General features: G+C 65.3%; 23 protein-coding genes and 1 tRNA gene. 19 read left to right on the forward strand and 5 right to left on the reverse strand.

The features are described 5' to 3' along the window. Nucleotides 1–52 precede the first annotated feature (52 nt). Nucleotides 53–472 carry an SRPBCC family protein gene (locus OHA42_RS17160; RefSeq protein ID WP_406238293.1) on the reverse strand — a complete coding sequence of 140 codons (420 nt, stop codon included), beginning with the start codon at nucleotides 470–472 and terminating at the stop codon, nucleotides 53–55. A 24-nt stretch (nucleotides 473–496) separates the two neighbouring features. Here OHA42_RS17160 and OHA42_RS17165 point away from each other — a divergent pair, with 24 nt between their 5' ends. The 13 genes from OHA42_RS17165 to der all read left to right on the forward strand — a co-directional run bounded on the left by OHA42_RS17165 (nucleotide 497) and on the right by der (nucleotide 14000). Continuing rightward, nucleotides 497–643 carry a hypothetical protein gene (locus OHA42_RS17165; RefSeq protein WP_406238295.1) on the forward strand — a complete coding sequence of 49 codons (147 nt, stop codon included), beginning with the start codon at nucleotides 497–499 and terminating at the stop codon, nucleotides 641–643. Nucleotides 644–775: 132 nt separating this feature from the next. Then, complete coding sequence (steA, locus tag OHA42_RS17170; protein ID WP_406238296.1) at nucleotides 776–1981, forward strand: putative cytokinetic ring protein SteA; 1206 nt, start codon at nucleotides 776–778, stop codon at nucleotides 1979–1981. Nucleotides 1982–2081: 100 nt separating this feature from the next. Further along, nucleotides 2082–3026, forward strand: coding sequence for a copper transporter (locus OHA42_RS17175; protein WP_406238298.1), 945 nt, complete (start codon nucleotides 2082–2084; stop codon nucleotides 3024–3026). 235 nt (nucleotides 3027–3261) lie between these two features. Further along, nucleotides 3262–4983, forward strand: a complete 1722-nt coding sequence (locus tag OHA42_RS17180; protein WP_328411901.1) for a CTP synthase — start codon at nucleotides 3262–3264, stop codon at nucleotides 4981–4983. After that, on the forward strand, nucleotides 4983–5642 hold the full coding sequence (locus OHA42_RS17185; protein WP_406238300.1) for an NUDIX domain-containing protein: 660 nt from the start codon (nucleotides 4983–4985) through the stop codon (nucleotides 5640–5642). Before OHA42_RS17180 ends, OHA42_RS17185 begins: the two co-directional genes overlap by 1 nt. A 14-nt stretch (nucleotides 5643–5656) precedes the next feature. After that, nucleotides 5657–6616 (forward strand): site-specific tyrosine recombinase XerD, encoded by a 960-nt coding sequence (xerD, locus tag OHA42_RS17190; protein ID WP_406238302.1) that lies wholly within the window; start codon nucleotides 5657–5659, stop codon nucleotides 6614–6616. Nucleotides 6617–6800: 184 nt separating this feature from the next. Beyond that, nucleotides 6801–7265 (forward strand): cupin domain-containing protein, encoded by a 465-nt coding sequence (locus OHA42_RS17195; RefSeq protein WP_328411906.1) that lies wholly within the window; start codon nucleotides 6801–6803, stop codon nucleotides 7263–7265. Nucleotides 7266–7539: 274 nt separating this feature from the next. Next, nucleotides 7540–8415 (forward strand): ParA family protein, encoded by an 876-nt coding sequence (locus tag OHA42_RS17200; protein ID WP_406239422.1) that lies wholly within the window; start codon nucleotides 7540–7542, stop codon nucleotides 8413–8415. Beyond that, nucleotides 8412–9347, forward strand: a complete 936-nt coding sequence (locus tag OHA42_RS17205) for a segregation and condensation protein A (RefSeq protein WP_406238304.1) — start codon at nucleotides 8412–8414, stop codon at nucleotides 9345–9347. Before OHA42_RS17200 ends, OHA42_RS17205 begins: the two co-directional genes overlap by 4 nt. Nucleotides 9348–9529: 182 nt before the next feature. Continuing rightward, nucleotides 9530–10174 carry an SMC-Scp complex subunit ScpB gene (locus OHA42_RS17210; protein WP_406239424.1) on the forward strand — a complete coding sequence of 215 codons (645 nt, stop codon included), beginning with the start codon at nucleotides 9530–9532 and terminating at the stop codon, nucleotides 10172–10174. Nucleotides 10175–10183: 9 nt separating this feature from the next. Beyond that, nucleotides 10184–11845: a pseudouridine synthase gene (locus OHA42_RS17215; RefSeq protein WP_406238306.1), complete on the forward strand. Its 1662-nt coding sequence runs from the start codon at nucleotides 10184–10186 to the stop codon at nucleotides 11843–11845. Nucleotides 11846–11910: 65 nt separating this feature from the next. Next, nucleotides 11911–12588 (forward strand): (d)CMP kinase, encoded by a 678-nt coding sequence (gene cmk, locus OHA42_RS17220; protein ID WP_328412932.1) that lies wholly within the window; start codon nucleotides 11911–11913, stop codon nucleotides 12586–12588. A 53-nt stretch (nucleotides 12589–12641) separates the two neighbouring features. Continuing rightward, on the forward strand, nucleotides 12642–14000 hold the full coding sequence (gene der / locus OHA42_RS17225) for a ribosome biogenesis GTPase Der (RefSeq protein ID WP_406239427.1): 1359 nt from the start codon (nucleotides 12642–12644) through the stop codon (nucleotides 13998–14000). Between the two features lie 620 nt (nucleotides 14001–14620). On the opposite strand, the gene OHA42_RS17230 is transcribed toward der, so the two are convergent. Next, a complete protein-coding gene (locus tag OHA42_RS17230; RefSeq protein ID WP_406238308.1) occupies nucleotides 14621–15328 on the reverse strand; it encodes a hypothetical protein in 708 nt (235 codons plus the stop codon). Nucleotides 15329–15908: 580 nt separating this feature from the next. Here OHA42_RS17230 and OHA42_RS17235 point away from each other — a divergent pair. The 5 genes from OHA42_RS17235 (at nucleotide 15909) to OHA42_RS17255 (ending at nucleotide 19001) form a co-directional block, all read left to right on the forward strand. Continuing rightward, nucleotides 15909–16550: a L,D-transpeptidase gene (locus OHA42_RS17235; protein WP_406238310.1), complete on the forward strand. Its 642-nt coding sequence runs from the start codon at nucleotides 15909–15911 to the stop codon at nucleotides 16548–16550. 179 nt (nucleotides 16551–16729) lie between these two features. Beyond that, the gene (locus OHA42_RS17240; protein WP_406238312.1) at nucleotides 16730–17320 is read left to right on the forward strand and encodes an NAD(P)H-binding protein; all 591 of its coding nucleotides are present in this window, start codon (nucleotides 16730–16732) and stop codon (nucleotides 17318–17320) included. A 21-nt stretch (nucleotides 17321–17341) separates the two neighbouring features. After that, nucleotides 17342–17707 carry a DUF3703 domain-containing protein gene (locus tag OHA42_RS17245; protein ID WP_406238314.1) on the forward strand — a complete coding sequence of 122 codons (366 nt, stop codon included), beginning with the start codon at nucleotides 17342–17344 and terminating at the stop codon, nucleotides 17705–17707. A 366-nt stretch (nucleotides 17708–18073) separates the two neighbouring features. Then, complete coding sequence (locus OHA42_RS17250; protein WP_406238316.1) at nucleotides 18074–18832, forward strand: acyl-[acyl-carrier-protein] thioesterase; 759 nt, start codon at nucleotides 18074–18076, stop codon at nucleotides 18830–18832. A gap of 95 nt (nucleotides 18833–18927) precedes the next feature. Continuing rightward, nucleotides 18928–19001, forward strand: a tRNA-Pro gene (locus tag OHA42_RS17255). A gap of 98 nt (nucleotides 19002–19099) precedes the next feature. Here the strand turns inward: OHA42_RS17255 and OHA42_RS17260 are convergent. The 3 genes from OHA42_RS17260 to OHA42_RS17270 form a co-directional block, all read right to left on the reverse strand. Continuing rightward, nucleotides 19100–20308 (reverse strand): hypothetical protein, encoded by a 1209-nt coding sequence (locus OHA42_RS17260; protein ID WP_406238317.1) that lies wholly within the window; start codon nucleotides 20306–20308, stop codon nucleotides 19100–19102. A gap of 293 nt (nucleotides 20309–20601) precedes the next feature. Then, a complete protein-coding gene (locus OHA42_RS17265; RefSeq protein ID WP_406238319.1) occupies nucleotides 20602–20787 on the reverse strand; it encodes a helix-turn-helix domain-containing protein in 186 nt (61 codons plus the stop codon). A 289-nt stretch (nucleotides 20788–21076) separates the two neighbouring features. After that, nucleotides 21077–21250 (reverse strand): hypothetical protein, encoded by a 174-nt coding sequence (locus tag OHA42_RS17270; RefSeq protein ID WP_406238320.1) that lies wholly within the window; start codon nucleotides 21248–21250, stop codon nucleotides 21077–21079. 445 nt (nucleotides 21251–21695) lie between these two features. Here OHA42_RS17270 and OHA42_RS17275 point away from each other — a divergent pair, with 445 nt between their 5' ends. Then, on the forward strand, nucleotides 21696–22859 hold the full coding sequence (locus tag OHA42_RS17275; protein WP_406238322.1) for an IS30 family transposase: 1164 nt from the start codon (nucleotides 21696–21698) through the stop codon (nucleotides 22857–22859). The last annotated feature ends 29 nt before the right edge of the window (nucleotides 22860–22888 follow it).

Below are 22888 nucleotides of genomic sequence, written 5' to 3' on the forward strand. Positions count from 1 at the left end.
ACCCCTGGGATCGCCAGCGGTCGCGGATCCCAGAAGGGGTGCGGTTACCAGTTCAGCGCACGGCCTTCTGGGCGCCGCGGATGAACTGGGAGATGAGGTTGCGCAGGCCGAACTCCAGGATCTTGGACGGCACAGGCAAGCTCGGCTCGGATTCCATCGTGTAGGACACCAGGGTTCCGTTGGCGGCGTCGGTGAAGGTGACGACTCCGACGTGCCGCTTCACCGGAGCGCCCTTGACGATCTTGTATTCCAAGCGTTCGCCCGGCACCAGCTTGGTGATCTCTTCGGTGACGCCGAGCGGGCCGACGCCGATCAGGTGCTGCGCACCGACGCCTTCACGCTCGGTCAGTCCTGGCTTGGTCAGCTTGATCTGGACCGGCAGGTAGGGACTGATGCTCTCGCGTTCGGCGAAAAGCCGGTACACGACCTCGCGCGGGGCGGCGATGACAGCGTCGACGGTGGTGCTGGCCATAAATGTCTCCTCTTCGAGATATCTGTGACCCGCAGCATACGGGTACTTCGGTCGGTTGTTGCGGTGCGGCAGGCGGATGTGGACCCCGTGTCGACCAGCGCCGAGGCCGACCACACTCAGCGCCCCGGTGAGCTGCTCGGCCGTGGTCTGGATGATCGCCCGTACAGCTGAAGCCTGCCATCGGTCGACGTGGCCGTCGACGTGTTCCGCGCGATGCGCTGGCTGGTATCACAGTGACGAATGTGACCGATGACTCGGCGCGCCTCCACCAATGGTTGAGGGTTGGCGGCCATTATCGGGCCCATGAAGATGTTGGCGTTGTTGTCGAGGAATACCGAAACGCTGCCAGGGCTCACCGGCATCGCCCGGGTCGACCGCAACACCCGGCGTCTGCTCGAGCGGGTCGGGCCCGGTGATGTGGTGGTGCTGGACGAGATGGATCTGGATCGGCTCACCGCCGATCGGCTCGTCGAGGCTGGGGTGGTCGCGGTGGTGAATACCTCGCCGTCGATTTCTGGTCGTTATCCGAATCTCGGCCCGGAAGTGTTGGTGGCCAACGGCATACTACTGCTGGACACGGTGAGCTCGGATGCGTTCAGCAAAATCAAGGACGGTGCGAAGGTTCGCGTCAACGAGGGCATCGTCTACGCGGACAAGCTGACCAGGAAAGAGCCCGAGGTCCTCGTCGAGGGCATCGAACTGACCGAAGCCGGCATTACCGACCGGATGATCGAGGCCCGCAACGGTCTCGCCGATCACCTCGAGGCGTTCGCGGGCAATACCATCGAGTTCTTCCGCACCGAGAGCGCGCTGCTGATCGATGGCATCGGCGTTCCGGAACTCGACCTGGCGATGAAGCATCGGCACGTCGTCGTGGTGGCCGACGGTCCCGACCACGCGGACGATCTGAAGGCGCTCAAGCCCTTCATCAAGGAGTACGCGCCGATCATGGTCGGTGTCGGCCGCGGCGCGGACACCTGCATGAAGCAGGGCTACCGGCCCGACCTCATCGTCGGCGATCCGGACGAAATCACCACCAGCACCTTGAAATCCGGCGCCGAAGTGATTCTGCCCGCGGAAACCGACGGCCACGCCAAGGGCTTGGAGCGCATTCAGGATCTCGGTATCGGGGCGACGACCTTCCCCTCGTCGGGCTCGCCTGCCGACCTGGCGTTGTTGCTGGCCCACCATCACGGCGCGTCGCTGATCGTGACCGCGGGCGCCGCCGCATCGCTGGACGACTTCTTCGATCGCGGCCGCCGCGACAGCAACCCGGCCACGTTCCTCACCCGGCTCAAGGTCGGTACCAAGCTGATGGACGCCAAAGCCGTTGCCACGCTGTATCGCAACCGTGTGTCCGGCATCGCGATCGCGATGATCGTGCTCGCCGCGCTGATCGCGGTGATCGTCGCGATGCTCGCCTCCCACATGGGCGGCGAGGTGCTCGATTGGGCCATCGACACCTGGAACCGCTTCGCGCTATGGGCGCAGGGCCTGGTCGACAAATGATCGGGCGAAAGACTGCACAGGAAAGGCTGATGAGACACCATCGCGCAGTTCTCATCAGCCCGGCCGGGGGTGGATGTACCGCAGAAACCCAGGAGCGTCGATGATTTCGCTACGCCTGCACGCAGTTTCTCTCGTCGCGATCTTCCTAGCGCTGGCCGTCGGCGTGGTGCTCGGCTCGCAGACTGTGGCGGCGGATCTGCTGCACGGGTTGCGTGCGGACAAGACCGATCTGCGCAATCAGGTCGACACCATCTCCGAACAGAACCGCCGACTAACCGACGAACTGAACGCCGCCGATCGTTTCACCGCAGGCTCAGCGGGCCGGATCCTCACAGGCACCCTCATCGACCGCCGCGTTGTGGTGTTCACCACCCCCGACGCCGACCCTACCGACATCGAAGCCGTCACCATGGGCCTGGACACCTCCGGTGCCACAGTGACAGGCAAGATCGCACTCACCGACGCCTTCCTCGACACCACCGAGGGTGACCGGCTGCGCACCACCCTCACCAATGTCATCCCCGCGGGCGCTCAGTTGCGCAGTGGAGCGGTCGATCAGGGCAGCATGGCGGGCGATCTGCTCGGCCTCGTGCTGCTGCTCGATCCCGCGAACTCGCAACCCCGCAGCACCCCGCAGGAGTTGAGCTTGGCGCTGGAGACGCTGCGCGGGGGCGGCTTCCTCGCCTACGGCGATACTCCGGTCGACCCGGCGCAACTCGCGGTCGTCATCACCGGCGACGGCGCTCGCTCCAACGAGAACGGTCAGGGCTCGAACATTGCCCGTTTCGCAGGAGCCCTCCGTGGCCGTAGTGCGGGCGCGGTCCTGGCCGGCCGCTCCGGAGCCGCAGACGAACCGGGCCCCATCGCCGCCATTCGCTCCGACGCGGCCCTGGCCACCACCGTCACCACCGTCGACAACCTCGACCGGGAAATCGGCCGGGTCACCACCGTCCTCGGCCTCAGCGAGCAACTGAACGGCGGCGCGGGCCGGTACGGCACCGGCACCAAGGCGAATTCCCTCACCCTCGTCGCCCTGCCGCACTGACCGCTCTTGCGAAGGTTCGACCAATGCGTGCTCCGCGATACCGTGGCCGTGCCGAGGCGACCTCTCTCACAGTCGCAGTCTGGGTGAATCGGTGTGGTGACGCGGCTTCGGACAGATGCACCACAGCTACGCTGTGAACACTGTCGGCAGCGCGCGCAATCCCAATGCAGCGACCTGGTGGCAAACATGCGTGTGGTGCGATCGGAACTGCGGATTCGTGTTACCGTGAAGACCCGTGGGTCAAACACGGATTCAGGCGCGAACAGCGACGAAACACATCTTCGTCAGCGGTGGTGTCGCCTCCTCATTGGGTAAAGGTCTTACCGCCTCCAGCCTCGGTCAGCTGTTGACGGCGCGCGGGCTGCGCGTCACGATGCAGAAACTCGACCCGTACTTGAACGTCGATCCCGGCACCATGAATCCGTTCCAGCACGGAGAGGTGTTCGTGACGGAGGACGGTGCCGAGACCGACCTGGATGTCGGTCACTACGAGCGGTTCCTCGACAGGGACCTGTCCGGCGACGCGAATGTCACTACGGGGCAGGTGTATTCGTCGGTGATCGCCAAGGAGCGGCGCGGCGAGTACCTCGGCGACACGGTGCAGGTCATCCCGCACATCACCGATGAGATCAAGAGCCGCATCCTCGCGATGGCAGGCCCTGATCTGGAGGGACACGTCCCGGACGTGGTCATCACCGAGATCGGCGGCACGGTCGGCGACATCGAGTCGCAGCCGTTCCTCGAGGCCGCCCGTCAGGTGCGCCATGATGTGGGCCGGGAGAACGTTTTCTTCCTGCACGTGTCGCTGGTGCCATACCTGGCTCCGTCGGGCGAACTCAAGACCAAGCCGACGCAGCACTCGGTGGCGGCGCTGCGCAGCATCGGCATCCAGCCCGACGCGCTGATCCTGCGCTGCGACCGGGATGTGCCGCAGGGTCTCAAGAGCAAAATCGCGCTGATGTGCGACGTCGACGTGGACGCCTGTATCTCCACCCCGGACGCACCGTCGATCTACGACATTCCGAAGGTGCTGCATCGAGAGGGCCTCGATGCCTACGTGGTGCGCAAGCTCGGGCTGCCGTTCCGCGACGTGGACTGGACGGTCTGGGGCGATCTGCTCGACCGCGTGCACTCGCCGCGGGAAACTGTCGAGGTCGCGCTGGTCGGCAAATATGTCGATCTGCCCGACGCCTACCTGTCGGTGACCGAGGCACTGCGCGCGGGCGGGTTCGCGTCGCGGGCCAAGGTCAACATTCGCTGGGTGCAGTCCGACGACTGTGAGACCCCGGCGGGCGCGCAGGCCGCGCTGCGTGATGTGGACGCGGTGCTGATCCCGGGCGGGTTCGGCATTCGCGGCATCGAGGGCAAGGTCGGCGCGATCCGGTACGCGCGGACCCGAGGTCTGCCGCTGCTCGGCTTGTGCCTCGGTTTGCAGTGTGTGGTGATCGAAGCCGCGCGTTCGGTCGGTCTCGCCGAGGCGAACTCGGCCGAATTCGAGCCGGACACACCGCATCCGGTGATCTCGACCATGGCAGACCAGCAGCAGGTCATCGCCGGTGAAGCCGATCTCGGTGGCACGATGCGCCTCGGTGCGTATCCGGCCACCCTCGCCAAGGGCTCGGTGGTCGCGCAGGCCTATGGCACCGAGCAGGTCTCCGAGCGGCATCGGCACCGCTATGAGGTGAACAACGCCTACCGCGACAAGATCGCGACCAGCGGGCTGCGGTTCAGCGGCACCTCGCCGGACGGGCACTTGGTCGAGTTCGTCGAGCTGCCCGCCGACAAGCACCCGTTCTTCGTCGCCACCCAGGCGCACCCGGAGCTGAAGAGCCGTCCGACCCGCCCGCACCCTTTGTTCGCCGCGCTCATCGCGGCCGCGCTGAAATACAAGCTGGCCGAGCGACTTCCGGTCGACCTGCCCGAAGAAGAGCTCGCGGACGCGGATCAGGGATCGTAATGACCGCGCACGGGGGTGGACCGGGTAGCCACGATTTCGAGACGGTGTCCAGCAAGACCGTCTACAGCGGTGCGATCCTCGCGCTGCGGCTGGACCAGGTGGCAATGCCCGGTGGTCGGGTCGTCGAGCGAGAGGTGATCGAGCACCACGGTGCGGTTGCCGTCGCGGCGATCGACGACGACGACAACGTGGTGCTGATCCGGCAGTACCGGCATCCGCTGGGCACTCGGTTGCTCGAGTTGCCCGCCGGGCTGCTCGATCTGCCGGGCGAGGATCCGCTCGAAGCGGCCGAGCGCGAGCTCGCGGAGGAGACCGGTCTCGCCGCCCGGGAGTGGTCGGTGCTGGTGGATGTCGCGCTGTCGCCCGGCTTCACTGATGAGGCGCTGCGGGTCTACCTCGCGCGGGATCTGTACGAAACCCACCAGCCCGAGCCGGAAAACGAGGAAGCGGATCTGGAGCTGGTTCGGATGCCGGTCGATGCGGCCGTGCGTGCTGCACTGGCGGGTGAGATCGTCAACGCGACGGCGGTTGCCGGGGTGCTGGCGCTTGCGGCGGCACGGGCGGGCAGCGCCGAGCTACGACCCGCCGACGTACCGTGGCCGGGTCAGCCCACTGCGTTCCTCCGCCGCAAGGCGGCTCAGCAGCAGTCCGAAGACTGACCGAGGATTCGGCGGTGCTCGCGCGAGAGATCGACGCCTATCTCGACCATCTCGCGGTCGAGCGCGGCGCCGCGCGGAACACTCTCGGCGCATACCGCCGTGACCTCGGCCGCTACCGGGATTTCCTCTCCGGTCGCGGTGTCATCGGACTCGACACGGTCGCGGAGTCCGATGTCGCCGAGTTCACTATGGCATTGCGGGCAGGAAGTGCCGACCATCCGCCGCTGGCGGCGGGCTCGGTGGCCCGCGCACTGATCGCAGTGCGCGGGCTGCACCGATTCGCGGCGGCCGAGGGCCTCACCACGACCGATGTCGCACATGCCGTGAAGCCGCCCGCACCGGGCAGGCGTTTGCCCAAAGCGCTGCCCTACGACCAGGTGCTGCGGTTGCTGGAAGCCGCGGGTGGCGGACCGATGGATGCCGAGGATTCCGATGCCGCGGCCGGAACGGATGGCGGGCCGCGCGGCCTGCGTGACCGTGCACTACTCGAGCTGCTCTATTCGACCGGCGCACGGATCTCGGAGATGGTCGGGCTCGACGTCGATGACCTCGACACTGCTGAGCGCGCGGTGGTGCTGCACGGCAAGGGCGGTAAGCAGCGCATGGTGCCGATCGGTAGGCCTGCTCTCGCCGCGGTGGACGCGTACCTGGTGCGGGGCAGGCCGGTGCTCGCCGCGAGCGGCAAAGGCAATGCGGGCGCGCTGTTTCTGAACGTGCGCGGGGGCAGGCTGTCGCGGCAGACTGCCTGGCAGGTTCTGCAGACGGCCGCCGAACGTGCCGGCATCGGTGCGACGGTCTCCCCCCACACTTTGCGGCATTCGTTCGCAACACATTTGCTCGACGGTGGGGCGGATGTACGCGTGGTGCAGGAACTGCTCGGGCACGCGTCTGTCACGACGACACAGATCTACACCTTGGTCACCATCAACACCTTGCGCGAAGTCTGGGCCACCGCGCATCCACGCGCGCGTTAGACGGGCGCGGCCCGGGACCGCGAGACCCGGCGTATTTCAGGCGAATTCGGCCTGGCCACTTGGCGGAAATCGGCCTTCCTCGGGCACTGAGGAAGGAAATGGACCTCGGTCCGGTTGATTTCCGTGTCGGGCCCGCGCTGTGTCGGCTCGGCAATATGTCGGCTGAGCATGTGAGGTGAGTTGAATGTCAAAGGCTTTCATCGTCCACGAGTCGGACGTCGAAGCGGTGTCGCTGCCCGGTGGCGGTTCTTTCCGGCTGCTCGAGGACAGCGAGAACTCCGATGGCTTGTTCGGAGCCAATCGGCTCGTTCTGCAGGCGGGCGCGAACGGAACACGGCCGCATCACCACACCAAGTCGACGGAAATCTTCTATGTGTTGGCGGGAACCATGGAATTCCTTGTCGACGGCGAACTTCAGTCGGTGTCCACAGGTGGCCTGGTCGTGGTCCCGCCGGGCACGGTGCACGCGTTCGGTGCCTCGGCAGACGGCCCGGCAGAGTTCCTGGCGGTGCTCACACCGGGTATCGTCCGGTTCGAATACTTTCGGCAACTCGGTCGCATCGCGCGAGGCGAGGCGGATTGGGACAGTATGGACGAGTTGCACGACCGGTTCGACGTCCATTTCGACGGCGGACCCGAGTGGCGGTGAGGGAGTGAGAGGTAACGTTTCACTGCGAACACGCCGCGCTGAGGCGCGGTAGTTGGACACAGTCAAGCGGTAGCGTTCTTTCGAGAGCTGGACCGTACGAAAGCGAGGTCGGGCCCGATCGGCCTCGCTACGCTCGGCGAGGCAACGGGTAGGAACGTATAAGGAGCAGCGGATCGTGACGACAGCCAGTGCGGCAGAGCCGCCGATCAGTGCTGGGGCGCAGCCGCTTACGGGTACCCCGCAGGGGCCGTACTCGGCGGCCGCGGCGGAGACGCTGTGGGGCAATGGCGCTGAACCGGTCCCCGACGACGCGGCACTGGGCCCCACCGGGAGGCCACTGCGTGTGGTTCCCGACCCGCCTCCGCTCGAGCGGCACGGCGATGCCCTGATCGTCGCCATGTGCAATCAGAAGGGCGGCGTCGGCAAGACGACCTCGACCATCAACCTCGGTGCGGCGCTCGCGGAATTCGGCAGGCGGGTACTGCTCGTCGATCTCGACCCGCAGGGCGCGCTGTCGGCGGGATTGGGTGTGGCCCACCATGATCTCGATCTGACGGTGCACAACCTGCTCATCGGTTCCAAGGTGTCCATCGAAGACGTGCTGATGGAGACCCGCGTCGAGAACCTGGACCTGCTGCCGAGCAATATCGACCTGTCGGCGGCGGAGATCCAGCTGGTCAACGAGGTGGGCAGGGAGCAGACGCTGGCGCGGGCGCTGGAGCCGGTGCGCGACCGCTACGACTACATCCTCATCGACTGCCAGCCGTCGCTCGGCCTGCTCACGGTGAACGCGCTGGCCTGCTCGGACGGCGTGATCATCCCGATGGAATGCGAGTACTTCTCGCTGCGCGGGCTCGCACTGCTCAACGACACCGTGGAGAAGGTGCGTGACCGTCTCAACCCGAGGCTGAGCCTCTACGGCATCGTGGTGACCATGTTCGATGCGCGGCTACTACATTCGCGCCAGGTCATGGCGCGTGTTGTCGAGGTGTTCGGCGACCTGGTCTACGACACGGCCATCTCGCGCACCGTCCGGTTCCCCGATGCCAGTGTCGCGGGCGAACCCATCACCACGTGGGCGTCGAAATCTGCTGGGGCCGAAGCATATCGGGCGATGGCGCGGGAAGTCATCCACCGGTCCGGCCGGTGACGGGAGCGGCTGAGCCGGCGCCATCGTCAACCACGGAAACGCTCGGCTCGGAGTCTGTCGTCGGCACGGGCGATTCGGACCAACAGACCGGATTCCATCTGCGGCTGAGCAATTTCCAGGGACCGTTCGATCTGCTGCTCACGCTGATCAGCTCGCGCAAGCTCGATGTCACCGAGGTGGCGCTGCACCAGGTCACCGATGAGTTCATCGCCTACACGAAGGCATTGACGGCGGCGCTGACGGCGAGCTCGGAGGGCGGCAAGCAGGAGGCCTTGCGTGCCGACAAGATCTTGGACCAGACCACCGAATTCCTGGTCGTCGCAGCCACGTTGCTCGACCTGAAGGCGGCCAGGCTGCTGCCGTCGGGGGAGATGACCGACGCCGAGGACCTCGAGCTGCTCGAGGCGCGCGATCTGTTGTTCGCGCGTTTGCTGCAATACCGCGCGTTCAAGCAGGTGGCCGAGCTGCTCGGTGAGCTGGAGGCCGTCGCGCTGCGACGCTACCCGCGTGCGGTCGGGCTGGAGGAGCGCTTCGCCGAGCTGCTGCCCGAGGTTACGCTGGGGGTCGACGCCCACGAATTCGCTGCCATCGCCGCCGCGGCGTTCCGGCCGCGCCCGGTGCCCAAGGTCGGCCTCGACCACCTGCACTCGCACGCCATCTCGGTCGTCGAGCAGGCCGCCATCGTGCTCGAAATGCTGAAACTGCGCGGACTGGGCGGCTGGACCACGTTCGGTGAACTGGTGGTCGACTGCGACGTGCCGATCCAGATCGTCGCCCGCTTCCTGGCCTTGCTGGAGTTGTATCGCGGCAAAACAATCGAGTTCGACCAGCCCGACCCGCTCGGCCCGCTCTCGGTCAGCTGGATCGGCGACCCGAAGGACGACACCGTGCAGACGGCCGACGCCGTGACTATCGAGGAGGACTACGGGTGAGCGAGAACGGCGAGGCCACCGCCGAGATTTCGGCGAGCGATGCGCGAGCCGCGGGTGCGATCGCGGACAACGACGGCACCGCCGACACCGCTGGACCGAGTGGGTCGAGCGCGGATCCCGAGCGCGACGACGCCGATGCCCCGCGAGCGAGGACTGCCAGCGAGCGCTCCGAGAGCGACGCAGTGGCGCAGTTCACCCCCGAGTCGCTCGACGACGACGAATTCCGGTCGGCGCTGGAGGCCATGCTGCTGATTGTCGACGCTCCGGCCCCGGTAGAGTTGCTGGCAGACGCGTTGGCGGACACTTCGGCGCGGGTGGATCGCACGCTGCGGGAAATGTCGGCAGAACTGTCCGCGCGGGGGAGCGGTATTGATCTGCGTTTCGTCGGGGACGGTTGGCGCTTCTATACTCGCAGCGAGTACGCGCCGTATGTGGAACGGATGCTGCTCGACGGCGCTCGGTCGAAATTGACGCGGGCGGCGTTGGAAACGCTGGCGGTGGTGGCATACCGTCAGCCGGTGACCCGAACCAGGGTCAGCGCGGTGCGCGGCGTGAACGTCGACGGGGTGATGCGAACCCTGCTGGCTCGGGGATTGATCGCCGAGGCCGGGGTCGACCCGGAGACGAACGGTACGCAGTACTGCACGACCGAACTGTTCTTGGAACGGATCGGACTCCCGTCGCTGACCGATCTGCCGCCACTGGCGCCCCTACTTCCGGGCGTCGACCTGATCGATGAGATCAACGAGAGCCTGGACACGGATCCCCGTTACACCAGGCTGAGGAAACCAGCCGAGGCCGATTTGGACCTCGGCACCGAGGACTGACAGGACAACATGAATACGCCCGCTCGCCGAGATGGCACACCGGATCGTAGAAAACGAAGCGACCAGCCCACCAGAGGCGGCGCAGGCCGTGACGCAGGCTCCCGAGGAGCCCGTTCGGCACAACGGGGAGAAACACAGCGCGGAGCTTCCTGGGGAGGAAGTGAACGCGGATCTTCGCAGAGCGGGGGCTACCGCGGCAGTTCGCAGGGAGGTCAACGGGGGAGTTCGCAAGCCGCGGGCGGCCATCATGGTTCGTCGCAGGGTGGTGGTTACCGGGGTGGCTCGCAGGGCGACGGTGGCTATCGTGGCGGTTCGCAGGGTGGTCAGCGTGGTTCCGCACAAGGCGGCGGCTATCGCGGCGGCTCGCAGGGCGAGGGCGGTTACCGTGGTTCCTCCCAGGGTGGTGGCTATCGTGGCGGTTCGCAGGGTGGTCAGCGTGGTTCCGCACAAGGCGGCGGCTATCGCGGCGGCTCGCAGGGCGAGGGCGGTTACCGTGGTTCGTCGCAGGGTGGTGGTTACCGGGGCGGCTCACAGGGTGAGGGTGGCTACCGTGGTGGTTCGCAGGGCGGTGGTTACCGGGGCGGCTCCCAGAGCGACGGTGGCTATCGCGGTGGTTCGCAGGGTGGTTCCGGTCAGCGTGGTTCGTCGCAGGGTGGCGGTTACCGTGGCGGTTCACAGAGCGACAGCGGCTACCGTGGATCCGCGCAAGGCGGTGCCGCGCAACGTGGTTCGTCGCAAGGTGGCTACCGCGGCGCCTCGGAGGGCGGTGCCGCGCGGCGGCCCGCACAGTCTCCGACGGCTGGGGCGAGCCCACGCAAGGCCAAGAACCCGAAGCCGGAGCGCAAAGTTGTCGCGCCGACACTGCTGAACAACGCCAAGCCGGCCAAGCGGCAGCACGCCGAGCCCGTCGCCGAAGGTCACGTCAAACTGCCTGCAGGTGAAGGCGAACGGTTGCAGAAGGTGCTCGCCAAGGCGGGCGTCGCCTCGCGTCGCGCTGCCGAGGAAATGATCGAGCAGGGTCGCGTCGAGGTCGATGGCGCCATTGTCACCGAGCAGGGTCTGCGGATCGATCCGCAGACCGCCGTCGTTCGTGTCGACGGGACCCGCGTGATGGTGCGCGAAGAACTCGTCCACATCGCGCTGAACAAGCCGAAGGGCTGGCAGTCCACCATGTCCGACGACCTCGGACGTCCCTGCGTCGGCGATATCGTCGCCGAGCGCATCGCGGCCGGGCAACGCCTGTTCCATGTCGGTCGGCTCGACGCCGATACCGAGGGCCTGCTGCTGCTCACCAATGATGGTGATCTCGCCCACCGGCTCATGCATCCCTCGTTCGAGACGCCGAAGACCTACCTGGCGACAGTGAACGGCGAGGTCAACAAGTCGATCGCCAAGCGTCTCAAGGACGGTATCGAGCTGGAGGACGGCCCCGCGAAGGTCGACAAGTTCCAGGTGCTCGAGCTGGGCGAGGGACGTTCCCTGGTGAAACTGGTGTTGCACGAAGGACGCAAGCACATCGTGCGCCGACTGCTCGATGCCGTCGGCCACCCGGTGACCCGGCTGGTGCGCACCAATATCGGTCCGGTCGCGTTGGGCGATCAACGGCCCGGCACGCTACGTGTGCTCGGTCGCGATGAAGTCGGCAAACTGTATGAGGCGGTGTCGTTGTGAACGGTGTGGAGATTCCGGTCGAGGCCCCAGGGCAGATATCGGGCACTTCGCCACTTGTCGTCGCGATGGACGGACCTTCGGGCACCGGCAAATCCAGCGTCTCGCGTCGTCTGGCGACTCGGTTGGACGCCAACTACCTGGATACCGGCGCGATGTACCGCGTGGCGACGCTGCGCGTGCTGCGTGCAGGCATCGAGCTGACCGACACCGCGGCGATCGGTGCGGCCGTCAAGGAGTTGCCGCTGACGATCGGCACCGATCCGAGCCGGGAAGTCATCCTGCTCGACGGTATCGATGTGTCGTCGGAGATCCGTGGCGATGCCGTCACCAAGGCAGTTTCCGCGGTGTCCGCCGTGCCGGAGGTGCGTGATCTGCTGGTTGCTCTGCAGCGCGACATCACCTCAACGGCACAGCGAATCGTGGTCGAGGGTCGCGATATCGGTACCGTCGTGCTGCGGGACGCGGACGCCAAGATCTACCTGACCGCCTCGGCGGAGGCGCGCGCCGAGCGGCGCAACCAGCAGAACATCCGCGAGGGCCGCGGCGACGATTACGAGGCCGTGCTCGCCGACGTGCAGCGCCGCGACAACCTCGACTCCACCCGCAAGGTGTCGCCGCTGCGTCCCGCCGAGGATGCGGTGCTGGTCGACACCAGTGACATGAATATGGACGAAGTCATCGACGAGCTGTTTCGCGTTGTGCGCCGGCAGGTTTCGACGAGCCGGATGGGAGGTGCCAAGTGAGCGAGGATGTTCTCGCCGGCGACGGCGTATGGAGCGATGAATCCGATTGGGAGATGGTCGATCTCGACGGTGAATTCGATCTCGACGCGCATATCCCGATGCCGACCCTTGCCGTGGTCGGCCGCCCGAACGTCGGCAAGTCGACGTTGGTCAATCGGATCATCGGCCGTCGCGAGGCGGTCGTGGAAGACATTCCCGGTGTCACCCGCGACCGGGTGTCCTATGAGGCGAACTGGTCCGGTCGCAAGTTCCTGGTTCAGGACACCGGCGGCTGGGAGCCCGACGCCAAGGGCCTGCAGCAGTCGGTGGCGCGCCAGGCCGAACTGGCCATGAGCACCGCCGACGCGATCCTGCTCGTGGTGGACGCGGTGGTCGGCGCGACCGCCACCGACGAGGCCGCGGTCAAGAAGCTGCGCCGGGCCAAGATCCCGGTGATCCTCGTTGCCAACAAGGTCGACGATCAGAAGATCGAATCCGAGGCCGCCGCCCTGTGGTCACTCGGTCTCGGCGAACCGCGCATGGTTTCGGCCGCGCACGGTCGCGGCACCGGTGACCTGCTCGACGACGTGCTGGCCGTGCTCCCGGAAACCCCGCGTGAGGGTTCGGGCGGCACCGGCCCGCGCCGGGTGTCGTTGGTCGGCAAGCCGAACGTCGGCAAGTCCAGCCTGCTCAACAAACTGGCGGGCGACGAGCGCTCGGTGGTGCACGACGTTGCCGGCACCACCGTCGACCCGGTCGACTCGCTGGTCGAGTTGGGCGGCAAGGTCTGGAAGTTCGTCGACACCGCGGGTCTGCGCCGCAAGGTCTCCCATGCCAGTGGCATGGAGTTCTATGCCTCGCTGCGCACCAAGTCGGCGCTGGAGGCATCCGAGGTCGCGATCATGCTGGTCGACGCCTCGCAGCCGATCACCGAACAGGATCTGCGGGTGATCAGCATGGTCGCCGACTCCGGTCGCGCGCTCGTGCTCGCCTTCAACAAGTGGGACCTGGTCGATGAGGACCGCCGCCTGCAACTCGATCGCGAAATCGATCGAGACCTGGTCCGTGTGCCGTGGGCGCAGCGGGTGAACATTTCCGCCCATACCGGCCGCGCCGTCCAAAAGCTTGTCCCCGCAATGGAAACCGCCCTGGAATCCTGGGACAAGCGAATCCCCACCGGCCGCCTGAACAACTGGCTCAAGGAAGTGGTTGCGGCAACCCCGCCGCCCATGCGCGGTGGCCGCCTGCCCCGCGTCCTGTTCGCCACCCAGGCGACGACGCGCCCGCCGACCTTCGTGCTGTTCACCACCGGCTTCCTGGAGGCGGGCTACCGGCGCTTTATCGAGCGCCGGCTGCGTGAGGAGTTCGGCTTCGACGGTTCGCCGGTGCGGGTATCGGTCCGCGTGCGCGAAAAGCGGGAGCGTAAGAAGTAGGCATCACGGCGACGAAAACGTTTGTCGCCCTTCCGCACTCAGAGGGGGCGTAGGCCGATACGGCGTACGCCCCCTCTGAGTGCGACCGGGCCCTGTCTCAGGCGGGTGCCAACTGTGGCCAGAAGTCTTTCGCGGCGACCGCTGTTACGGAGCGGCGGATTCCAGGATGTCTACTGGTGCTGGCGCCGGCTCCGTGGGTTTTCGGGTAGGGCGCAGGGCGAGCAGCAGTACTCCTGCTCCGGCGAGTGCGATCAGCATGGTCCAGACTGTCCCGACGTGCATGGCGTGAATGAACGCGTTGTTGGCGGCCTTGGCCAGGTCGGGTCGCTGACCTTCATGGTCCGCAAGGTACGGCTGAATATGCGGTCGGCCATCGGGGGAGGAGCTCGAGGTATTCGGTCTGTCGACGTCGCAGTACGCCACCCTGATGATGACCGCGGCGCAACCCGGGGCACACCCTAGCGCGACCGTTCCACGCGCCCTGGACAGAGTTCTGCCCCATCGGAGCCCCGCAGCGGTGGAGGTTCGCGACTACGAACATCCCGACCGGATCGGGTCGCGGGGGATGGGGCGACCAGTGCTGCGTCATCCAGGTGCACGGTGAGCTGTTCGCGAGCGGCTCACGATGCTCGGCGCGTGGCGAATCGCGCGGGTGCGAGGAGCAGTGCGATGCCGGTCATGATCCGCCACCAGACGAAAGGATCTATCGCGAGTCGTTCGGCGGCGCCGGGTTCCATGCCCAGATGCGTGGTGGTGAGTCCGGCGACCACGCCCACGAGGCTCGCGGCGAGCAGCGCGAGAGTGATTGCGGTGTAAGCGCGATGCGACCAATAGAGGTAGGCGACTATCGCCATGATCGCAATACCGGTCAGCAATTCGAGGTACGCGCCCACGGGATGCGCGACGGCGCGAAATCGGCTGCCGCCGGGTATTTCGCCCGAGCTGCCCGGGAAGGTGCCGACGAGGACCATGCCGAGGCAGTTGATCGCGGCCAGATACGGAAGTGCCTTGCCGAGTGGGGTTTTCGGTAGCAACGGCGAGAGCAGGACGGCGGTGGCGAGTATCAGGATGCCGAGCAAGACGAACTCGGCGGACATCAGCGCATGCCAGGGCGAGCAGATATAACGGCCGCTGAGTGCGCTGTCACCGTACTTGTGCCCCTCACCGAGGCATTCGGGGACGCCGAGGTCGCTGATCATGTTCTGTGCCCAGCTATAGGGATAGGGTGCGGGCCAGCGTGACGCGACGATCAATTCGACGACGTAGTACGAGATCGTCAGGACAAGAAGGGCCGCACCGACTTTCCGGCGTGTGCTGGACGTGGTCATCGGTTGCACGTTGTCGACGCGGTGGGTGTGCCCGCAAAGCGGTCGTCGATTTTCTGCTCGGCGGCACCCGAGACCTCCGTAGGAGGTTTATCGGGTGCGGTCGGGATGTGGCGGATGCAGGTCGCCGCCGAAGTTGCTGCTGCGAGAGCCACTCCGCTGTTCGTCAGCGGCCGTTGCGCCGGCAACGTCCCAGGCCGGTCGGCTGCTCGGGCGCCTGTGGTGTCGATGGGGAACCTGGAACCGATGGTCAGAATGGTGGTCCGCGCCGCCGTGGACAACCGCAGTGCCGGACTTGGTCGCAAGATCACTCGTTCCTTCGCCATGAACCGATCTTCGGTCTCGTCGATCCGTGCTATGAACTCGGGCCGCAAGCGTGATCAGCACTTGACTACCACGGTAGCGCGCTCTTGCCGCCACCGTGTTCGGTCAGGTTGTTGTGCGGGGCAGTCGTGCGATAAACAAATCAGCTCCGACCAGTTGGAAGGTTTGAAGGGTTTGCGCCGCTATTTGCCCCATGTGTCGATCTTGATCACTCAATTGGCGCGGTGAATATGAACGGAATGTCTCGCAAGGAGCGGGAATGCGGTTCACAATGATCTTCAACACCTCCAGATTGTTCCGAGCTTGTGCCGACGAGATGGCCCCATCGCCCTGGCAGGCGGTACTCAGGGTGACGGGCAAGGGTAGAGAGGTCAGAAACGCCATGAGCAACAAGCGCTTACTCCAATGGGCGGCCCGAGCGGTGATTTTCATCGGTGCTGCATCGGCCGGACTCGCCGTCATGGCCCCCGCGTACGCCGAACCATTGTGGCCGGGCGGCCCGGATATTCCGGGTCTACCAGCACTGATCCCGCCTGTGCCCGCTCCGGTCGTCGCGCCGTGCACCACCGAGGCGTCGCGAGTATGCATGCAACTCTCGACCAACCAGGCATGGCTGCTGGACAACGGCAAGGTGACCTACGGTCCGACGCCTATTTCGCATGGTAGACCGGGATATGAAACTCCTCCCGGCGTCTTCCGCGTAGCATTCAAGAAGGAAGACCATTGGAGCACAATGCACAATGCGCCGATGCGCTGGGCAGTGTTCTTCAACGGCGACATTGCCACTCATATCGGACCGATCGAAGAACAGTCGCACGGTTGCATACGAATGACACCCGAGGGTGCAGAGACGCTGTACCACCATGTTTCGCCCGGCGATATAATCGAAGTCGTGAAATGACCCGGTGGCCCAATCGGGCCCCGTCGAGCTTTGATATGGAAATTTTCGCGCACGGAACGCTCGTAATTCCTTGGCTTTGACGAGTGTTCGGCTGTGCGTCTCCGCGACGTAGACGCACACACATGGAGCCGAGTCTTTCGCCGATGGTCTGCTGATCCCCGTCCGGCTTGACTGGGAGCATGACAACAACGCAGAACCACACCGAGACCATCCTCGTCACCGCCGGCACCGGCAAGGTGGGTCGCCGCGTAGCAGAGCGCTTGGCCGCCAAGGGGTTTCCGGTCCGCATCGGGTCCCGCTCCGCGGAGATCCCGTTCGACTGGGAGGACCGCAGCACCTGGGCGTCGGTACTCCAGGGTGTGCACGGAGTGTTTCTCATGTACACCCCGGACATCGGGGATCCCCGCGCCGGTGACACCATCCGGGCGTTCAGTGAACTGGCCGTGGCGAACGGCGTCCAGCGACTCGTGCTGTTGTCCGCCCGTGGTGAAGACCAGGCCGCTCCGGCCGAGCAGGCAGTGCGCGAGAGCGGCGCTGAATGGACAGTCCTGCAGGCTGCGTGGTTCAACCAGAACTTCGACGAGGGAGTCTTCACCGACCACAGCGCGGGTTTCGCCGACAGCGCCCATCTGACACGCGTGTGCCGCAGCATGTTCGGCGCTCCGCCATCGGAGTTCCGCGGCATCCGCTGGGTCGCCGAGCTACCCGTCGGCTGGACAGCAGGTTTGTTCAAGCCACCCGATGCGCCGGTGGGCGAGTCTGGTTCATGACGCCCCCGAGGAGGAAAAACCATGGCTCCCCTGCCGCCCACAGTCCGCGCCGCCTTCGAGGCCGAGCTGGAATCTGCCTACACCACAACAGATCTCGATGAAATGTGGCGCGCACTCGAACGCGCGCACATCCTGTCCCAGCGTTGGGCTTGGCCGCACACCCGCGCCCACTGGCACATGCTGCGCCTGGCTCTGCGCTGCCACGACCGCCGCGAAGCATTCGGTCACCTGGTCCGACTGTCAGTAGCCGGCCTCGGTTCATCGGTCGACCGGGTCCCGATCGGCAATACCGGCCGCGCCGCAGTCGGCATCGCCACTCCCATGCCCATCCCCGCCGATTTGGCCCGAATCCTCGAACAGGGCGACGCCGAATTGTCCATCTCCTGACGGTGCGCGAACAGGGCCTGTCGTCATTCCGCCCCACTGTGGATCGTTGTTCTGGGGCCGATGACCATCGGGCACTCGTCACTGTGTTGGCGGCGGGGCAGCGCGCGAAGATTTCCACCGCCCGCGGTCCGGCTCTCCGCTTCGGGTATGTCTCCCGTCTATCGGGACAGAGGTTCTCGTGCGGTGGCCGGAACAGGGTGCGGCAGCGGGTTGAGTGAAGGTGGCCGATGGTCGGCTGCCCCCGCGGCGGCCAACGACGGACGACGGCGGCGCACCTGAATACAGACTGCTCCGAATTGCCCCATATGTGCGACGCGAGCGGCTCGGAATGCGTGCGAACCGCCCCGACCTGGCATTATTCGGGTCATGGTCATTCCCAGCGTGCTGTCGGAGCGCCCTACCGCCGTATCCCCGTTCCAGACGGGCTGGCCGGTGCGCCTCGCCGACACCGACAGCGACCAACGCCTGCGCCTCGACGCCATCGCCCGCTACCTCCAAGACATCGGCTTCGACCACCTCGACGCCGTCGAAGACGGCGACACCCACCGCGGCTGGGTCGTCCGCCGCACCGTCATCGACGTACTGAAGCCCATCGAATTCGGCGAACACGCCACCCTCCGCCGCTGGTGCTCTGGCCTCTCCAACCGCTGGTGCAACATGCGCGTCCAAATCTGCGGCAGCAAAGGCGGCCTCGTCGAAACCGAAGCCTTCCTCATCCACTTCGGCACCGAATCCGGTGTCCCAGCCCGCATGAGCGACCGCTTCATGGCCCCCCTGCTCGCCAGCACCACCGAACACCGCCTCCGCTGGAAAGCCGCTCTCACCACCCTCATCCCCGCACCGGACGAACCCGACGTCCACGAACTACCCTTCCCGCTGCGCATCGCCGACATCGACTGGCTCGACCACGTCAACAACGCCGTCTACCTCGGCGCCCTGGAAGAGCTCCTCGCCACCCACGCCGACCTGATATCCGGCCCCCACCGCACCGTCATCGAATACGCCAAACCCCTCAAAGCAGGCGACAACGTCCGCCTCATCGGCCGCCGCAACGGCACCGCCCTCGACGTCTGGTTCGCCGTAGCCGACGACCCCCGAGCCGCCGCCCGAGTTACACCCCTGTAACTCCCGAACTCACCCCGCCACGTCATCAACCAGGCGATTCGGTGTCTAGCCCCTCCCTGAGGTAATCTTTTCGAGCGCCCGCATGCGGACGCAACCGGGATGTGGCGCAGCTTGGTAGCGCACTTGACTGGGGGTCAAGTGGTCGCAGGTTCAAATCCTGTCATCCCGACAACAAAACCCCTTCTGACCTCGGTCGGAAGGGGTTTTCTTATGTCCGATTCGGGGCCGGATTCGAGCCGATCCCATCAAAATCTCAGATTTTCGAGCTCATCCGCCCCGAGCCCATCGCTCGAGAACGTCCCGATTGTCCGGCACCGTCTCGGGGATATCGATGTAGTGCCCTTTGGCCACAGCGGTGGTGTTGCCCAGCTGGCGGGCCGCGCGTTCAGGGTCGTTGTAAGTGCGATCGACCTCGGTAGCGGCGCCCTTGCGGAAGGTTCGCGGTGTGATCCACGCGAAAGTGCTGCCGCGGGCGGCCCGCCAGATCCTGCCGAAATTGTTCGGATTGCGCACCGTGCCGACCCGGGAGGGAAACAGCAACCCCATCGGATTCGGGTGCCCCGAGGTCTTCAGGTACTCGATGGCCTCGCGGATCGACTCGACTGTGTGCGGGGGTAGCAGGATCCGGCGCCACCCGTTGTCGGTCTTAGGCGCGGGCTTGCGGACCCACCCGCCAGTGCCCTTGCCCTTTTCCTCGACCAGTGTTCCGGTGACGTCCAGATACGGGTCGGGGGCATCGAGATCGATGTCGTCGAGTAGCAGTGCGAACACCTCGTGTGGGCGCATGCCGGTTCCGGTGATCACGTCGATCACCCACACCACTGCCCAGTCCCGTGCGGGTCCGGTCGTGTAGGCGGGTGTTCCGGGAATCGCCTCGCCGCGGGCCCACGCTCGAACCTGGGCGCGGAAGGCCGGCAACGCCTGCTGGTCTTTGACCTTGCCGCGGGCTTGCTTCGTGCGACGGGTGAACGCTTCGACACCGTCCATCGGGTTGGTGGCGATAGCTCCGTGTCGGACGGCGATCGCCATCATCGCCCGCAGGATTATCTTGTGCTGCTTGGCCTTCCGTCGCAGCCCCAGGCTGACGAGCCGTTTGAGGTGACGATCCAGTTCTCCAGCAGTGGCTTGCCAAGCCTGAAGATTGCCCACAGAGTTCTCGATCTTGATCGTCTTCGGATTCGCCCGTTTGTCGGTGGAGACGTAGATCTCGCGGCGGTAGTCCTCGATGTTTCCTGCGGTATTGGCATCGTCGGCTTCGAGTTCGCAGATCAGTTCTGCGGCGAGATCGATCAGCTTGGTGGTTCGGGTGATGCGCTGAGATCCGAGTTGTTCCCGGTGATCACGCATAGCTTCGGCGAGCCGATTACGTGCCTCGTCGGCGCTGACACCCATGCGCTCCAACTGCGTCCGGCCTGCGGCTCCGTAGAAGTAGACGGTGGTGCGCCAGCGGCCGTTCTTCTGCTTCTTCGGCTTCATCGGCGTACCGAAGGTGCCTACGGGCTTGGGTAGCCTGCCGCCCAATCGTGTTTCCTCCCTTCGGTACTTGGTGTGAGGGTGCGAACGTTGTCCGTTCGGAGGCATCGGTGCGGGACCGGACCGGTCCGCTCCACGGTGCTGACGAACGACATGGCCTCGTCTTGGTTGGCTGCTGATCGGTAGCGGCGGAGTTGGAGAGGCGAGGACGAGTCTCGAAGATCAGAAGGCGGTGTTCAAGATCAGAATGTTTGCTGAAAGACAGCCACATCTCGTGTGAGGTGGAATGTTGACCGTCACCTCTTGTCGAGTTGCTCTTGCTCCCAGATGAGGAGGTCGCTCAGTCGGTAGCGCCGGTACCGGCCCATCCGCGCGAATCGAGGACCGCCCCCTGCCGATGCCCAAGCGGCCAACGTCTTCTTCGGAATCTTCAGCCGTTCGGCGACGTCGTCTGTGCTCAGCCAAGAGTCGTCACTATCCATCACAGACTCCGTTGGAATGCGCAGACTCCGTTGAAATGCTGCGAAACCTGGACGTCAGCCAGCTCGAGTGATGGAAGTGGCGAACTCCAAGGGGCGAGCTTGCCGCCGACCAGAGGCGATAAGAACTCGCTCTTCTCCACGCAAGCGTGGCGGAATTCGACGGCGACCCGTAGTGGTGAGGTTCCGTAGGCAATTCGATTCTTCGATTGGCTGGAATTCACAGCCACGTTGACAGGAGATGATGACATTGGACATCGCTTTCGCGCCTGTCTACTGATTCTCCCGATCTCTATTTAATCCGATCGTCGGCCGGGTCGCCACTGCGACAAAGATCGGTGGTCACGGTGTTGGCCTGGGGCGCGTGGACCACGTGCTCGATCTCGGTGGCTGCGGGCACGTCGAGAGCTGGGTTGCTCCAGCGGTTTTCGATGATCCGCCAGTCGCTGTTGTCGTTGGCGACCATCGATTACGGGACTGCCGAACGTCACCCGCAGGATGTATTCGGCGAAGGTCGACGTCGGGGCATGCCAGCGTCGACGGCGGTCAGGTCGGCGAGTGTGAACCGATCCGGGACATGAAACGCGGCGCGGCGGTGACGACGGCGACGCACTCTCGGACTCGATCGTTCACTAGCTGTCCTGACCTGAGAGGTTGGGTATGCGGCTGGCTGGTGGTTGTCCTCGAGTGCGGTGTGGCCGCCGTTGGTGATTTTAGGTGTGCAGCCAGGTGGTGAAGGCTGCGCAGGGTGGCTGTTGCTGCGGTAGGGGCGGGTGTGGCCCATTCGTCTGATTAGGGTGCGGTGGAAGCGTTCACCTTGCCGTTGGTTGCGGGCGGTCCGGGCAGGTTCTTGGTCTCAACAGGTCAGCGCATCACTGCTGGTGAGAAGATGCGTGATCGTGGAGGCTTGGATGGGTAGCAGAGCGCTCGGGTTCAGTGTGGACCAGGAGAATCTGATCTGGGATCTTCATCGCCGTGGTGAATCGATACGAGAAATCGAGCGGGTCCTTGGAGAAACGATGCCCCGAATTCGTCGCTTCCTGCGCGAGTCCGGCGGTATCCGACCGGTCCCACGAACACGGAGAATCGGCCACATCACCGCAGGTGAGCGTGAAGAGATTTCCCGGGGAATAGCCGCCGACGACAGCGCTCGCACGATCGCCGAGAAACTCGGAAGGTCCCCATCCACGATCTCACGCGAGATTGCCCGCAACGGCGGACGTGCGGAGTACCGGGCGCTCGACGCCGATGCCGCGGCGTATGTCCGTGCCCGCCGTCCCAAAGCATCGATCCTGTGCGCTCGGCCGATTCTGCAGGAGATCATCACGACCAAGCTCCATGAGCAGTGGTCCCCGCAACAGATCTCGGTCTGGCTCCGACGTGAGAACCCGTCCGATCCCTCGAGGTGGGTCTCGCACGAGACGATCTATCGTTGCCTCTACATTCCGTCCCGAAAAGTGTTCGACAGCACTACATTTCACGAGTTGCGTACCGATCGGCCGATTCGCCGGCCACGCGGGAAGAAGCGCTCCCACGGGTGCGGCAGGATACGGAACATGGTCTCCATCGATCGCCGACCTCCTGCGGCGGACGATCGTAGCGAGCCCGGGCATCTGGAAGGCGACCTGGTATTCGGAACCAGGCCGTCGGCGGTCGCGACTTTGGTGGATCGGCAATCCCGTTTCACGCATGTGGTGGCGTTGCCGGACGGGTACCGGGCCGAGACGGTAGCGGATGCGCTGGTCACCTATCTGAGCAGGTTGCCGGCGCATCTGCGTCGGTCGCTGACCTGGGATCGCGGACGGGAAATGGCCAAGCACGAGCACATCACCACAGCTCTCGACATGCCCGTCTACTTTTGCGCCCCGCATCATCCGTGGCAACGCGGGACGAACGAGAACACGAATGGGTTGCTTCGGCAGTACCTTCGTAAGAATGCTGACCTGCGCAGTTTCACCCAGGACGACCTGAACATGATCGCCGCCAGACTCAACGATCGGCCTCGTCGAGTGCTCGACTGGGACAGCCCACGCCAGCGAGAAGAACAGGTGCTCGGCACCTACGCAGCCGGATAGCGAAGCCGGCCATCAGGGGTGGTTGGCAT

This window comes from Nocardia sp. NBC_01009 (assembly GCF_045208035.1).
In the GTDB taxonomy this organism is placed as follows: Bacteria; Actinomycetota; Actinomycetes; order Mycobacteriales; family Mycobacteriaceae; genus Nocardia.